This window comes from Pseudonocardia sp. DR1-2, assembly GCF_023717215.1.
Taxonomy (GTDB): domain Bacteria; phylum Actinomycetota; class Actinomycetes; order Mycobacteriales; family Pseudonocardiaceae; genus Pseudonocardia; species Pseudonocardia alni.
On sequence record NZ_JAMQOF010000002.1, the window covers coordinates 18,571 to 32,369 of the forward strand.

At 74.8% G+C, this 13,799-nt stretch carries 15 protein-coding genes and 1 tRNA gene; 9 read left to right on the forward strand and 7 right to left on the reverse strand.

The genetic code is table 11. The features are described 5' to 3' along the window. Nucleotides 1–11: 11 nt before the first annotated feature. Together ND486_RS04765 and ND486_RS04770 are read left to right on the forward strand one after the other, a co-directional pair. Nucleotides 12–1,391, forward strand: coding sequence for a HAMP domain-containing sensor histidine kinase (locus ND486_RS04765; RefSeq protein WP_251783027.1), 1,380 nt, complete (start codon nt 12–14; stop codon nt 1,389–1,391). After that, on the forward strand, nt 1,388–1,639 hold the full coding sequence (locus ND486_RS04770) for a hypothetical protein (RefSeq protein ID WP_251783028.1): 252 nt from the start codon (nt 1,388–1,390) through the stop codon (nt 1,637–1,639). The genes ND486_RS04765 and ND486_RS04770 overlap by 4 nt, the downstream gene beginning before the upstream one ends. Here the strand turns inward: ND486_RS04770 and ND486_RS04775 are convergent. Beyond that, the gene (locus ND486_RS04775; protein WP_251783029.1) at nt 1,599–1,952 is read right to left on the reverse strand and encodes a TraR/DksA C4-type zinc finger protein; all 354 of its coding nucleotides are present in this window, start codon (nt 1,950–1,952) and stop codon (nt 1,599–1,601) included. The two genes, ND486_RS04770 and ND486_RS04775, sit on opposite strands and share 41 nt — an antisense overlap. A gap of 32 nt (nt 1,953–1,984) precedes the next feature. Between ND486_RS04775 and ND486_RS04780 the strand changes: the two genes are divergently transcribed. Further along, nucleotides 1,985–2,425 carry an NUDIX hydrolase gene (locus ND486_RS04780; RefSeq protein WP_251783030.1) on the forward strand — a complete coding sequence of 147 codons (441 nt, stop codon included), beginning with the start codon at nt 1,985–1,987 and terminating at the stop codon, nt 2,423–2,425. Nucleotides 2,426–2,506: 81 nt separating this feature from the next. On the opposite strand, the gene ND486_RS04785 is transcribed toward ND486_RS04780, so the two are convergent. Together ND486_RS04785 and ND486_RS29560 are read right to left on the reverse strand one after the other, a co-directional pair. Further along, on the reverse strand, nt 2,507–2,884 hold the full coding sequence (locus tag ND486_RS04785; RefSeq protein WP_251783031.1) for a VOC family protein: 378 nt from the start codon (nt 2,882–2,884) through the stop codon (nt 2,507–2,509). A gap of 65 nt (nt 2,885–2,949) precedes the next feature. Beyond that, nucleotides 2,950–3,900, reverse strand: coding sequence for an acetyltransferase (locus ND486_RS29560; protein WP_251783032.1), 951 nt, complete (start codon nt 3,898–3,900; stop codon nt 2,950–2,952). A 116-nt stretch (nt 3,901–4,016) separates the two neighbouring features. Here ND486_RS29560 and ND486_RS29565 point away from each other — a divergent pair, with 116 nt between their 5' ends. Continuing rightward, a complete protein-coding gene (locus ND486_RS29565) occupies nt 4,017–5,255 on the forward strand; it encodes a GNAT family N-acetyltransferase (RefSeq protein WP_308215806.1) in 1,239 nt (412 codons plus the stop codon). Nucleotides 5,256–5,267: 12 nt separating this feature from the next. Here ND486_RS29565 and ND486_RS04805 read toward each other — a convergent pair whose 3' ends face one another. Together ND486_RS04805 and ND486_RS04810 are read right to left on the reverse strand one after the other, a co-directional pair. Then, on the reverse strand, nt 5,268–6,278 hold the full coding sequence (locus ND486_RS04805) for a BtrH N-terminal domain-containing protein (protein WP_251783033.1): 1,011 nt from the start codon (nt 6,276–6,278) through the stop codon (nt 5,268–5,270). Then, nucleotides 6,271–6,795, reverse strand: a complete 525-nt coding sequence (locus ND486_RS04810) for a PadR family transcriptional regulator (protein WP_251783034.1) — start codon at nt 6,793–6,795, stop codon at nt 6,271–6,273. Before ND486_RS04810 ends, ND486_RS04805 begins: the two co-directional genes overlap by 8 nt. A 161-nt stretch (nt 6,796–6,956) precedes the next feature. On the opposite strand from ND486_RS04810, the gene ND486_RS04815 reads away from it, so the two are divergent. After that, nucleotides 6,957–7,694, forward strand: a complete 738-nt coding sequence (locus ND486_RS04815; protein ID WP_251783035.1) for a GntR family transcriptional regulator — start codon at nt 6,957–6,959, stop codon at nt 7,692–7,694. Between the two features lie 11 nt (nt 7,695–7,705). Further along, complete coding sequence (locus ND486_RS04820; protein ID WP_251783036.1) at nt 7,706–8,968, forward strand: dicarboxylate/amino acid:cation symporter; 1,263 nt, start codon at nt 7,706–7,708, stop codon at nt 8,966–8,968. A gap of 390 nt (nt 8,969–9,358) precedes the next feature. Here ND486_RS04820 and ND486_RS04825 read toward each other — a convergent pair whose 3' ends face one another. Both ND486_RS04825 and ND486_RS04830 read right to left on the reverse strand, forming a co-directional pair. After that, entirely contained in the window at nt 9,359–9,943 is a 585-nt protein-coding gene (locus tag ND486_RS04825) for a DinB family protein (RefSeq protein WP_251783037.1), read from the reverse strand. 138 nt (nt 9,944–10,081) lie between these two features. Continuing rightward, nucleotides 10,082–10,154, reverse strand: a tRNA-Lys gene (locus ND486_RS04830). A 343-nt stretch (nt 10,155–10,497) separates the two neighbouring features. On the opposite strand from ND486_RS04830, the gene ND486_RS04835 reads away from it, so the two are divergent. The 3 genes from ND486_RS04835 (at nt 10,498) to ND486_RS04845 (ending at nt 13,347) form a co-directional block, all read left to right on the forward strand. Further along, nucleotides 10,498–11,079, forward strand: coding sequence for a superoxide dismutase family protein (locus ND486_RS04835; RefSeq protein WP_208820655.1), 582 nt, complete (start codon nt 10,498–10,500; stop codon nt 11,077–11,079). A 108-nt stretch (nt 11,080–11,187) separates the two neighbouring features. Then, the gene (gene dusB / locus ND486_RS04840) at nt 11,188–12,309 is read left to right on the forward strand and encodes a tRNA dihydrouridine synthase DusB (RefSeq protein ID WP_062404073.1); all 1,122 of its coding nucleotides are present in this window, start codon (nt 11,188–11,190) and stop codon (nt 12,307–12,309) included. A 153-nt stretch (nt 12,310–12,462) separates the two neighbouring features. Beyond that, the gene (locus ND486_RS04845) at nt 12,463–13,347 is read left to right on the forward strand and encodes a GGDEF domain-containing protein (RefSeq protein WP_251783038.1); all 885 of its coding nucleotides are present in this window, start codon (nt 12,463–12,465) and stop codon (nt 13,345–13,347) included. The last annotated feature ends 452 nt before the right edge of the window (nt 13,348–13,799 follow it).

Consider the following 13,799-nt stretch of genomic DNA (forward strand, 5'->3'; position numbering starts at 1 on the left):
GGCGCGGCAGGATGCGGTCCGTGCTGGACCGACTGCCGCTGGGCCGGCTTCCGCTGCGTCACCGGGTCGGCGTCGCGTTCGCCGGGGTGTCGCTGGTGGTGACCGGGCTGTTCGCGACGGTCACCTGGAACCTCGCGTCCTACTACCTGGTGGAGCAGCGGGTGGAGAGTGCGACCCGGCAGCTCGCGGTGAACCTCCAGCTCGTCGAGCGGGCGATGGCCGACACCGCCGACGTCGGCGGGCTCGACGACCTGTTGACCGGCCTCGCGGGCACCCCGGACACCACGGTCGCGCTGCGCCGCGGCGGCGCCTGGACGACCAGCGGCCGCGAGGTCGACCCCGACCTGCTGCCGGCGGGTGTGCTGGCGCTGGCGGAGAGCGGGACCGGGGCGCGGCAGCGGGTGATGGTGGCGGGGATGCCGAGCGTCGTCGTCGCGGCGCCGATGCCGGGCGGCGACGTGTTCGTCGAGGTCTTCCCGATGCAGCGGCTCGACGCCAATCTGAGGTTCCTCAGCGTCGTGCTGTTCACCGGGGTCGCGGTGAGCGCCCTGCTCGGGCTCGCGCTGGGCCAGTGGGCCGGGCGGCGCGCGCTGCTGCCGCTCACCGCCGTGACCCGGGCCGCGGCACGGATCGCCGGGGGCGACCTGACCGCGCGGCTGCCGTCGAGCACCGACGCCGAGCTCGCCCCGCTCGTCGCGACCTTCAACCGGACCGCCGACGACCTGGAGCAGCGGGTGTCGCGCGACGCCCGGTTCGCCGCGGACGTCTCGCACGAGCTGCGGTCGCCGCTGACGACGCTGGTGAACGCGGCCGCGGTGCTGACCCGGCGGCGCGACGAGCTCGCACCGACCGCGCGGGAGGCGGTCGAGCTGCTCGACGGCGAGATCCAGCGCTTCCGCCGGATGGTCCTGGACCTGCTGGAGATCTCCCGCAGCGACACCCTGCAGCGCGAGGACGGCGAGCTCGGCGCGCTGGTCCGCGGGCTCGTCGCGGTCCGTGGCGGGGAGCACGTCCCCGAGGTCGACGCCCCGGAGCCGGTGACCGTGCGGGTCGACCGCCGCCGCCTCGACCAGATCCTGGGCAACCTCCTGGACAACGCCGACGCGCACGGCGGCGGCGCGCGGCGGATCGGCGTCGCGCCCCGGGACCGGTACGCCCGGATCGAGGTCGACGACGCGGGCCCCGGCATCCCGCCCGAACAGCGGCTGGCGGTGTTCGAGCGGTTCGCCCGTGGCACCCTGGCCGGCAGCCGCGGCGACGGCGGCGGCACCGGTCTCGGCCTGTCCCTGGTCGCGGCGCACGTGCGCCGGCACGACGGCCGGGTGTGGGTGGAGGAACGACCCGGCGGCGGCACCCGGGTCGTCGTCGAGCTGCCGGGGGTGCAGGCATGAGGACACGGCTGTGCATCGCGCTGCTGGGGCTGCTGGTCGTCGCCGGGTGCGGGGTGACCCTGGAGGACGAGCCGGAGCCGCTGGACCCGGCCACCGGGACGCCGTCGCCGACCCCGACGGTGACCGTGCTCCCGCCACACACCCCCGATCCCGGCACCGTGCCCCCGCCGCAGCGCACGGCCGCCGGCGGCACCGCTGGGCAGCCGGCTACCGGCGGCGGCGCCGGCGCGGGTCCGACGCACAGCTGATGCAGGTGTCCGCGGCGGGCAGCGCCTCCAGCCGCTCCGGGGCGATCGGACCGCCGCAGACGCTGCACCGCCCGTAGTCGCCGTCCGCCATCCGTTCGGCCGCCCGGTCGAGGTCCCCGCACTCCCGCTCCGCCGCGGCGAGCAGGCCCTGCAGCTGCGCGCGCTGCACGGCGATGGTGACGCCCTCGGGGTCGTGCTCGTCGTCGTGGCTGGTCAGGGCCTGCTGGTCGGCGAGGGCGTCCAGCTCCCGGCGCAGCGACGCCACCCACTCACGGGCGTGGGCGCGGGCGGCGGCCAGGGCGGTGGGGTCCACGGGACCAGGATGCGCCCCGGCAGACTGTCGTGGTGGCCCTGTCGCGTCCGAAGTCCGGTGTCGGTGTCGTCCTCCAGCGCGACGACGGCGCCGTCGCCGTCGGGCACCGCGTCACCGCCGGGGAGACCCCGAGCTGGTCGTTCCCGGGCGGGCACCTGGAGGGCGGGGAACCGGTCGTCGCGGCCGCGCTGCGGGAGCTGGCGGAGGAGACCGGCGTCGTCGCGGCGACGGGGACCCTGTTCGCGGTGTGCGTCCGGCTCGACGGCGCGGGGGTGACCTTCGCGGTGCACGTGCCCGCGCCCGCCGGGGCGGAGCTGCGGGTGACCGAACCGCACGCGATCGACGCCTGGACCTGGGCCGACCTGGACGACCTGCCCGGACCGGTGTTCGCCCCCACCGACGCCGTCCGGCACGCCTGGCGTTCTCCGGGCGTCACCCTCGACGGCTGGGACCTGCACCGCGTCGCGCACTGAGCCCCGTCGATCAGTACGGGATGGCTGTCCGGGCGGGCGTCGACGACACCCGTGTACTGATCGATCGGCGGGGGACGGCGGTCATCCTCCCTGCGGCGCGAAGCCGGGCTTCGCCTCGACGAGGGTCACCGCGTTGCCGTCCGGATCGGTGGCGGTGCCGAACGCGACCCTCTCCGACGAGGTCGCGTCGACCTCGAGCGTGATGCCGGCGGCACGCAGCCGTCCCGCGACCGCGGTGACGTCGTCGACCTGCAGCGTCAGCAGTCCGCCCCCGGCACGGTCGGGATCCAGCACCAGCTGGACCGTGCCCGCCGGACCGAGGTACCAGTCGGCGAGCACCGGCATGGGACGGGCACTCGGCTCCTCGCCGAGCACGACGCTCAGCCAGGCGATGCCGCGGTCGATGTCCGAGGTGGGAAGCCCGGCGAGGACGCCGAGGACGGGACCGGTGCGGGGCATGTCGTGTCCTTCCGTGCGGAGCCTGTCGGAAGTGGTGACCGCGCCGGGGCCCCGGGCTCATCGGTCTACTCCCCCGCAGCCCCGGTCGCGAGCTCGACGACGATGTCGAGGTGCCCCAGGTGACGGGCGTACTCCTGCACGACGTGCAGCAGCGTCCGCTCGATCGTCCCGGGTGCGGCACCGCGCCAGCGGGCGCTCGGCAGCCCCACCGCGCCGGCTCCCACCGACTCCGCGATCTCGCGGGTGCGCCTGCCCTGCGCCGCGAGCGCGTCCGCGAGCCCGTCGACGGTGACACCGGGTGGGAGCTGCCACCGGCCGTCGACGTGGTCGGCCCAGGGGTCCGGGAGGTCGGCGTCGACGAAGCCCCACTCCAGCCAGCGGCGCTCCATGCAGCACAGGTGGTGCACGAGCTCGGCGGGCGACCAGCCGGTCGGGAGGCGGCTGGTCGTGCGGTCGGGCACGGAGAGCTCGGCGTACCTGGCGAGGACGCGGGCCCGGAAGAAGTCGACGTAGGTGAGCAGGAGCGCGCTCGTGGACGGGGCCGGGTCCGTGGGCTCGGGGAGGCGGGACGGGCCCCTGCGCAGGTGCAGCAGCGGGAACGGGCGCCCCCGACCGTCGCGGTCGGACCGTCCGGTCCGGACGAACCCGTGGCGCTCGTAGAAGGCCAGCGCGGACGGGTTCTGCTCGTTCACGTCCAGCTCCACCTGCGCGAGTCCGTCGGTGGCCGTCGTCAGCAGCGTGGACCCGACGCCGAGACGGTGCGCCGACGGGTCGACGAACAGGGCCTCCACCCGGTCGCCGTGCACTCCGATCCAGCCGACCGGCGTGCCGTCGTCCCGCTGGGCGACGGTGACCGCGAGGGCGGGCAGGGCCGCCGTCCGGACCTCGTGCTCGATCTCGTCGACGTCGGCCGGGGTGAGGAAGGTGTGCGTCGCCTCGACCGCGCGACGCCAGATGCGGACGAGCTCCGGATGGTCGGCGGGGGTGGCCGTGCGGACGGTCGGGGAGCTGCTCACCGGGACAGGATCGCAGCGGTGTCGACCGGGTTCGCCGACCGCGGGCCGGTGTCCACGACGGGCGGCGACCCGGATCACGGTCGACACCGAGGGGCGCCGCCGTCGACCATCGCCCCATGACCGTCCTGGACGTCCTCCTGCCGCGGCTCGTCGCGCTGCCCGGCGTGCTCGCCGTGGCGCTGGGCGGCAGCCGGGCCCGGGGCACCCACCGGCCGGACAGCGACTGGGACCTCGGCGTCTACTACCGCGGCGGGTTCGATGCCCGGGCGCTCGGGCGTCTCGGCTTCGCCGGGCACGTCGCGCAGCCGGGCGAGTGGGGACGCATCGTCAACGGCGGGGCGTGGCTGAGCGTCGAGGGCGAACCGGTGGACGTGCTGCTGCGTGACCTCGACGTCGTCGACGCCTGGCGTGCCGACGCCGACCACGGCCGGTTCCAGATCGACCAGGTCGAGGGTCATCTCGCCGGGCTGCCCACGTACACCCCGCTCGGCGAGATCGCCGTGAACCGGGTGCTCGCCGGGCGGCTGCCGGCGGTCGCCTATCCCGCGGCCCTGCGCGAGGCGGCGCAGGAACGCTGGCGCTGGAACGCCGCGTTCTCGCTGACGATCGCCGAGCAGCACGTCCGCCGGGGCGACCGGACCCTCGCACTCGGCATGATGACCCGCGCCACCGCCCAGGCCGCGCACGCCGTCATGGCCGGGCGGGGTGCGTGGGTCCTGGGCGAGAAGGGTCTCGTGGACGACGCCGGCCTCGGCGCCGCACGCGACGTCCTCGGCGACGACCGGCCCGACCCGGCCGAGGCTCTCCACGAGCTGCGCGCGCTGCTCGACGCACCCCGGCCGCAGGAGCTCCGCAGCCACCGCACGCGGGCACGGACGGTCCGCCTCCAGCCCGCCGACGCCGGCGAGGTCCTGACCCTGCAGCGGGCGGCCTACGTGCCGGAGGCCCGGGCACACGGGGACATCGACCTGCCGCCGCTCACCGAGCACCTGGCGGAGATCCGCGAGCAGCTGGCCGACGGGTCGGTGACCGCCTGGGGTGTCCGCGACGACGGCCGGCTGGTCGCCGCCGTACGGATCACCCGGTCGGGGAGCACCGCCGTCGTGAGCCGGCTGGTGGTCGCTCCGGACCGGCAGGGCGAGGGCCTGGGATCGGGCCTGCTCCGCCACGCCGAGGAGCAGCTCGACGACGGCGTGTCGGTGATCGGGCTGTTCACCGGCGAGCACAGCGTCACGAACCTGCGGCTCTACGACCGGCTCGGGTTCCGGGAGACCCACCGGACCGACGCGGGGGCCTACGCGCTGGTCCACATGGCGAAGCCCCGGGGTAGCGGGCGGGGTCGGTCCCCCGGCTGACCTCCGGCCGGCTCAGAGCGACCGGAGCGTGGTCATCGCCGCGGTCTCCAGGTCCGCGATCCGCAGCAGCAGCCCCGCGGCCTCGGTCAGGCCGGCCGGGTCCCCGTCGAGCCCGGCGCGCTCGACGAGTCCGGCGACGCGGGTCCACAGCGTCGCCGACTCGGCGAACAGGTCCCGGCCCCGTTCGACCGCCGCGACGCGTCTGCCCGGCCCGTCGCCGTCGTCGAGCAGCGGCAGGCAGGCGGTGAGGAAGTCGCGGTACAGGGTGCGGAACAGCGCCCCGCCGGTGCCGGCCCGTTCCATGAGCATCGCCATCTGCGGCAGGTCCCGGGGCGGGTCCTCGACGCGGTCGAGCCAGGACGGGGCGCGCTTCGCCGTCGTCCGGATGCCGCGGTGCCCGACGTTGGCGATCGGCGGGTCCAGGAACGCCTCGGCGCACTCGACGATCGCGGGCACGATCGCGGGGACGGGGTCGACCGGCTCCCGGAGCGGTCCGAGGGTGAACGAGCGGTGCGGCGCCGACATGGGTCCGCGCGCCGCGCGCGCCCGGGCCAGACTCTTCAGGCTCGTGCTGACCCGGCCGCCCTGCTGCGCGGTGTCGAGGAGGTACGCGGACTCCTCGTCGTAGGCGAGGAGGGCCACGACGTGACCCGCGAAGTGGACCCGGGAGCCGAAGTAGTCCAGGTCGTGGCTGTCGAGCTGCAGCCCGACGGGCACGCCGTCGTCGACGAGGGTGCGCACCTGGTCCCACCCCCGGCGGGCGGACGAGGTCTCCTGCACCCGCAGGTCGAGGCCGAGACGGCGGGCGAGGGTCCGGGTCAGCTCGAAGGGCTTGACCCGCCCGCCCAGGAACGGCGCCGGCTGCCGCTTCGAGTCCCAGTACACGAACGACAGCCCGGAGCCGAGCCCGAACAGCACCGGTTCGGTGAGGTGGACGCCGGCGTGCCCGAGGAGCGCGCCGAGCGTCGTCGTCTCGCAGTGGACGCCTCCCGTGGCCGGGACGCCGGTGGATGCATCAGTCATCGGACACCTGGACCCGCTCGGCGAGCCACGACCTCTCCGCACGCAGCTGGGACAGGGAGAACGAGAAGACGTCGTGCGCCTCCGTCGGGAGGGGCTCCTGGGCCGTGCGGGCGGCGACGACCGCGTCGATGCGGGCGTCGAGGCCGACCAGCCGGGTCCGGAGCGCCGCGTCGACCTCGTGCGCGGGGAGCAGGCCCGCGTGGGCGAGGCCGGCGAGGAAGGAGCGGGCGGGGACCCCGGCGTCGGCGAGCAGCTCGCGGACGTCGGCGGCCGCGGTGCGGCGCCCCCGGTCGGTGATGCGCACGACGCGGCGGGCCTTCGGGGAGGGGCGGTCGTCGTCGGCCTCGGCCAGGCCGCGGGCGGTCAGCTTGTCGAGCAGGTAGTAGATCGAGGAGAAGCCGATGTCGGTCCAGCGGCGGACGCCGCGCTGCTCGACGACCTGTTCGATGTCGTAACCGTGGCGCGGGCGCTCGGCCAGGGTCCCGAGGACGACGAGCTCGCCGACGGTCAGCTCCACGACTGTATTCTAGCACTGGAATAGCTTCGGACCGCCCCGCGTGCGACCTCCCCCGCGCGAAACACGACGACACCGGCGCGAGACGCCGACGCAACGTGCCGCTCCTAGCGTCTCCACCTGCTGTATCCAGCCCTGGACACAGCAGGTGAGGAGGCTTGTCGATGTCGAGTGCCGTCGACGAGGCGGGGACGCCGCCGCTGCGCGAACGCGTCTACGCCGTGCTGCGGGACGACGTCGTCAACGGCGACATCGGCGCGGGCACCCGCCTCACCGAACCGAAGCTCGCCGCACGGTTCGGCATCTCCCGCACCCCGGTCCGCGAGGCCCTCGGCCGGCTCGTCGCCGACGGCCTCCTGCAGCGCGAGGAGGACTACGGCTACTCGGTCGTCGTCCCCGACCTGGCGGGGGTGCGTGACCTCTGGGAGGTCCGCATCGCGGTCGAGCTGCGCGGGATCGACCGGTGCCGGGAGAACCCGGGCACCGTGCACGACGCCGGAGCGCTCCGGGCGGAGCTGGCCCGCTGGCACCGGATGCTCGAGGAGCCGCCCGCGGCGGGCCCGGGCTTCGTGCTGGAGGACGAACGGTTCCACAGCACGCTGCTCGCGGCGTCGGGCAACCCCGAGCTCGTCGCGGTGCTGGCCGACGTGCACCGCCGGATCCGGCGGGTGCGGATGAACGACTACGTGCTCCCCGGCCGCGTCGAGGCGGCCGTCGCCGAGCACGTCGCCGTCGCCGAGGCGGTCCTCGCCGGACGGCTCGACGACGCGCGCCACCTGCTGCACCAGCACATGGGCGCCTCGCTGGAGATCGTCACCGAACGCGCCGGCCGCGCCCTGCTCGCCACCGACACCCGGGACCGCCGCCGCGGCCCGGCCACCCTCGACGTGAGGACCTCATGAGACTCGCCGCGATGAAGCATCCCGCCGTCCTGATCGCGCTCGCCGCGGTCGCCGGGATCGTGTTCGGTCTGGTCGCCGGCGAGTGGGCCGGCAACCTGAAGGTCGTCGGCGACGCCTTCATCCGGCTCGTCCAGATGGCGATCGTGCCACTGGTCATGACCTCGGTGATCGCGGCCTGCGGGTCGATGACCGGGTCCGGCACCGGCCGGCTCGCACTGCGGACCTTCGCCTGGATGATCGGTCTGTCGGTCGTGGCCGCGGTGGTCGCGGTGGTGCTCGGGCTGCTGTTCCGCCCGGGCGCCGGCATGGTCGCGACGGCCGCGCCGGACGCCGCGCTGCCGCCCGCGGCGGCCCCGGAGAGCTGGCAGGACACGGTCCTGGGCTTCTTCACCACCAACGTCGTCGAGTCGATGGCCGAGGCGGCGATGGTCCCGATCATCCTGTTCTCGCTCCTGTTCGGCGTCGCCCTCAACCGGCACGTCCACGCGACGGGCAACGCACTCGTCCTCGACGTCGTCGGGCAGCTGCAGCAGGTCCTGCTCACCCTCATCCGGCTGGTCATGTACGTCGCGCCGATCGGGGTCTTCGCACTGCTCGCCGACCTGTCCGGCCGCATCGGCTTCGCCGTGGTCGGGTCGGCGCTGGCCTACCTCGGCACCAACCTGCTGGGCGTCGTCGTGCTCACCGTGCTGTTCGTGGCGATCGTCGCCGCGCGCACCCGGCTCAACCCCGCGCGCCTGCCCCGCAAGCTCGCCGAGCAGACCGCCGTCGCGGTCACGACGACGAGCTCGGCCGTCACCTACCCCACCGTCCTGCGCACCACGATCGAGAAGGTCGGTGTGAGCCCGCGGGTCGCCAACTTCACGCTGTCGGTGGGGCTGACCATGGGGTCCTACGGCGCCGTCCTCAACTACACGATCGTCGTGCTGTTCCTCGCCCAGGCCGGGGGCGTCGACCTGTCCGCCGGACAGATCGTGTTCGGGATGGTCCTCGCGATCCTGCTCAACATGGGCACGATCACCGTGCCGGGCGGGTTCCCCGTCGTGGCCCTGTTCCTCGCCACCACCCTCGGGCTGCCGCCCGCGGCCACCGGGCTGCTGATCGCCGTCGACTGGTTCACCGGGATCCTGCGGACGTTCCTCAACGTCAACGCCGACACCCTGGTGGCGATGCTTGTCGCGCACCCCGACGGGGAGATCGACCGGGACGTCTACGACGGCGCGCGAGCAGACGCCCCGGTGGAGACGGCGGTCGGGAGCAGCCCGCAGACCTGACCCGAACGGCAGCGGCTCGGCGTCGGACCGCCCGGCTCCGCACCGTCGCCCGGCGGGGATCCTCTGGCACACGAGAGCGAGGACGAGCGCTGATGTCACGTCCACCGGGACGGCTGGTCGCCACCACCCTCGACCGCCCTGTCGCACACGAGCCCGCCGAGTTCCACCGCCGCGTGCCCGGCGGGGAGCTCCGCGCGTCCCACGACGACTTCGTGGTGCCCGTGCGACGGCACAGCACGCCTGGACTTCCAGCAGGTCACCCACCGCCGTCCCGGTCGGTGACCGGACGGCGAGACCCTCCGCGCGCACCTGGACGTCGCCGTCGATCTCGATGACGCCGAGCAGCCGACGAGCGGGTGCCGGGTTCGGGCGGAGCCCGGCCACCGGAGGCTAGTGCGCTCGGCGTGCGATCGCTTCGAGGCGGTCTCGCTGCTGTCGGCGTGCTGCCGGATCCTCGCGACCGACGAGGCCGGCTCCGTCCATGTAGCCCGCAGTCCCGTCGACCAGTTCGCGGACGATGTCGGAGTGTCCGGCGTGGCGGTGCGCCTCGGCGATGGTGTGGATCAGTATGTGCTGGAGGGTCACCGTCCGAGCAGGCTCGGGCCACCACGGCACGTGACCGATCGCGTGGAGGCCGTGGTCGTCGATGACGGCATCGGAGGCTGCACACACCTGGTGGTAGAGGTCGAGCAGTTCCTCCCGGCTCTCGTTCTCCGCGGCCCACATGTCCGCGTCGGGCTCGGCCGTGTCGGAGGTCCAGGGCAGCGACAGCGGGTCGGGGCGTCCGAACGCTGCGCCGAAGTGGCCCCATTCCACGGTGGCGAGGTGCTTGACGATCCCCAGCAGGTTGGTGCCGGTCGCAACGAGTGGTCGCCGGACGTCGTACTCCGAGAGCCCGTCCAGCTTCCAGACGACAGCAGCGCGGGCGACGCGCAGGTAGCCGTGGAGGTCGGCTTTCAGGTCCGGACCGGTCATGCGGACAGGGTGGCATGACCCGACCGTCAGACCGCCGAGGTTGGAAGGGTTGTTCGACCCGCCCGACGAGAAGTGACCCACAAGGATCCCTTGATCTTGGTCGTCACCAGTCAGCGACGCTGTGACCTGGTGATGGTGTGGGCCCCCGGGGGATCGAACCCCGAACCCGCGGATTAAAAGTCCGCTGCTCTGCCGATTGAGCTAGAGGCCCCTGACCGCCCCCGGACACCCCGGGCCCGGCCCGCCACCGGTTACCCCCGGCCGGTCGTGGCGAACCGGACGCCACCTTACCGTCCGCAACCGGGCATCTCGTCGTCACGACACCACCACCGTGTCGGGTGTCGCTCACCGCGGCGCCCCCACCGGACGACCGGATCCGCTGTCGCGGAGCGGTTCCCGGGCGGGGCGGGCGGCGTCGCGGGCACGTGCGGGCCGCGGGGCCGCCTGCGGGGAGGTACGGGGACCGGGCGTGACCGCCACACGAACCGGTGGAACCTGCCTCGATGTCCGTTCTCGCAGTGCCCACCCCGGCCCGACGAACGATCATCGTCGGCATGATCCACGTACGCTCCGTAGCCTCGATCGCCCTGCTCGGCGCCGCTGCGCTCGTCCTCACCGCCTGCGGCGGCAGCGGCGGCGACGAGCAGCCGCAGAGCGCCGCGACGCGGGTCTCCGCGACGTTCGCCCAGGGCGGCGAGGGACCCGCCCACACCTACGACGCCGCGCTGGTCCCGGCCGGCTCGACCGTCGAGGTCACCAGCGCGGAGCAGGACGGCTCGACCGTCACCGTCCTGAAGGTGACCGGTCTGCAGCCGAACCGCACCTACGGGGCGCACGCGCACACGAAGCCCTGCACCGCGGCCTCCGGCGCCGACGCGGGCCCGCACTACCAGTTCTCCGAGGACCCGGTGACGCCGAGCGTCGACCCGTCCTACGCCAACCCGATGAACGAGATCTGGCTCGACGTCACCACCGACGCGAACGGCGCGGGCGAGTCGACCGCGACCGTCCCGTGGGTCTTCCCGGACGACCGGCGCGCGGAGTCCGTCGTCCTCCACGAGAAGCCGACCGCCACCCACGCCGGGCACGCAGGCACCGCGGGCGGACGCCCCGGCTGCGTCACCGTCGACTTCTGACCGACGCCCAGGTCGGCGCCGCGACGCGGGCCTGGGACACTGGTGGGCGTGACCGTGTTGGACAGCGTCCGCGACGCGCGGACGGACACCCCCGCCCGCCGTGACCGCGTGCTGCCGCCGTTGCGCATCGGCCCGTTCGAGGTCGACACCCCCGTGGTGCTCGCGCCGATGGCCGGCATCACCAACCCCGGGTTCCGCCGCCTGTGCCGTGAGCAGGGCGCCGGCTACTACGTCTGCGAGATGATCACCGCTCGCGGGCTGGTCGAGAAGAACCCGCTGACGTTCCGCATGATCGCCTTCGACGCGGACGAGCACCCCCGCTCGATGCAGCTCTACGGCGTCGACCCGGTGTCGATGCAGCGGGCCGCGGAGATGATCGTCGAGCGCGACCTGGCCGACCACATCGACATGAACTTCGGCTGCCCGGTCCCGAAGGTCACCCGTCGTGGTGGCGGGGCGGCGCTGCCGTTCAAGCGGGAGCTGTTCCGCCGGATCGTGCGGGCCGCGGTCACGGGCGCCGGGGACCGCCCGGTCACCGTGAAGATGCGCATCGGCATCGACGACGAGCACCACACCCACCTCGAGGCCGCGCGGATCGCCGTCGACGAGGGCGCCGTCGCCGTCGCGCTGCACGCCCGCACCGCCGCCCAGCGCTACTCCGGCACCGCGGACTGGGACGAGATCGCCCGGCTGCGCGACGCCGTCCCGTCCCACGTCCCGGTGCTGGGCAACGGCGACATCTTCTCCGCGCAGGACGCCCTGGACATGGTCGCCCGGACCGGGTGCGACGGCGTCGTGGTCGGCCGGGGCTGCCTGGGCCGCCCCTGGCTGTTCGGGGACCTGGAGGCGGCGTTCGCCGGGCGCGAGCTGCCGGCCGCACCGAACCTCGGTCAGGTCGCCGCGACGCTGCGCCGGCACGCCGTGCTGCTCTGCGAGCACATGGGCGACCACAAGGGCATCCGCGACGTGCGCAAGCACATCGCCTGGTACCTCAAGGGCTTCCCGGTCGGCCCGGAGCTGCGGCGCAGCCTGGGGATGGTGGAGTCGATCGACCACCTCGACGAGCTGCTGTCCGGGCTGGACCCGGACGAGCCGTTCCCGGCCGACGCCGACGGTCCGCGCGGGCGCCAGGGCTCCCCCGGTCGCGTCGTGCTGCCCGAGCACTGGCTCGACGACCCGGACGACCCGTCGATCCCCTTCGGGGCGGACGTGGAGCACTCCGGAGGTTGATCACGGCGACCCCGGGGCGAACACGCGTTACCCCGACCCGGGGGAACCAGGGCGCCGAACGGGTGCCGACGCCCCGTACGCCTCAAGCGTCCCGGGGGTGTCACCGATGAACAGTCCCAGTGGCCGAACGGCTCGACGACGGGGAGGTGGACCATGACCGACACCGCATGGACGGTGCGCAGGCTCGTGCGGTCCGCACGCCGTCTCGACCCGTCGCCCGCTCCCGGACCCGACACGCCGGGCGACGACGTCGCCCCCGCCTCCCCCGCGGCCCGCGCGGCCCTGCACACCGCGGCCGCCGAGCGGCTCGCGGAGCACCGTCGCTACGAGCAGGCCTACCTGCACCTGCGCGAGGCCGTCCGGCTCCTGCACGGCCTCCACTCGCCCAGCCCCGCCGACGAGCTCGACCGGCTCCGCCGCGAGCACGCCGAGGCCCGCGAGCAGAGCCGCCGCGACAGCCTGACAGCGTCGTACAACCGCCGGTACCTCGACGAGCGGCTGATCGACCTGCTCGCCGCGGGCACGGACCTGCCGGTCTGCCTGGCGCTCGCCGACATCGACCACTTCAAGCTGGTCAACGACACCCACGGGCACCCCTTCGGGGACCGGGTCCTGCAGCGGATGGTGCTGGAGCTGGGCCGGGCCCTGCCGCCCGGGGCGTTCTGCGCCCGCTACGGCGGCGAGGAGTTCGCGCTGGTGCTGCCCGGGCTGACGGCCGAGGAGGGCGTCGCGGCCTGCGAGACCGCCCGGGAGAGCGTCGCCGCGCACGACTGGAGCGACCTGCACCCCGACCTGCGGATGACGATCAGCATCGGCGTGGCCCGGTCCCGTCCCGGCGACGACGACGTCGAGGCCCTCGTCACCGAGGCCGACGTGCTCCTCTACACGGCCAAGCAGGCGGGCCGGAACGCCGTCGCCCACCGCGACGCCGACGGCCGGGTGAGCCTCGCCGGCGCGGCATCCGGACGCCGGTCGATCCCCCAACCGGAGCAGGGCGCGTCGCGCCCCGCGCCACCTGCGCCGAGCCGGGCCGAATAAGATCCTCCGTGCGGTCCCCGCGGCCGCACGATCCCGGAAGGGCGCGCTCCCCCGACGCCGCGCCCGTCACGCGCTTCCGCTCCGGCGGTCGCGACGAGGAGGCCCGGTGCAGGACGGCGACGACGAGGTGCGCCGGTCCCGGCGTACGCGTCGGCGCCCGGACGACGCGGGCCCGCCCGCGCCCCCCGCACCGCAGGGCCCTCCCGGGGCGCAGGTCCCGCCGCCCGGAGCGCACCCGTCGGGCCCGCAGGGGCGCCCCGGCGCACACCCGTCCGGGCCGCAGCCCCGTCCCGCCTCCGGGACCCACCCCTCCGGGCCGCAGCCGCGCCCCGCCACCGGGACCCGGCCCGCGGGGCCGCGGCCGGTGAGCGGCGCGCACCCGTCGCAGCCGCGGCCCGCCGACGCCCCGCCACCGGGACCGGTCCCCCCGACCGGTGTGCGACGCGTGCGCG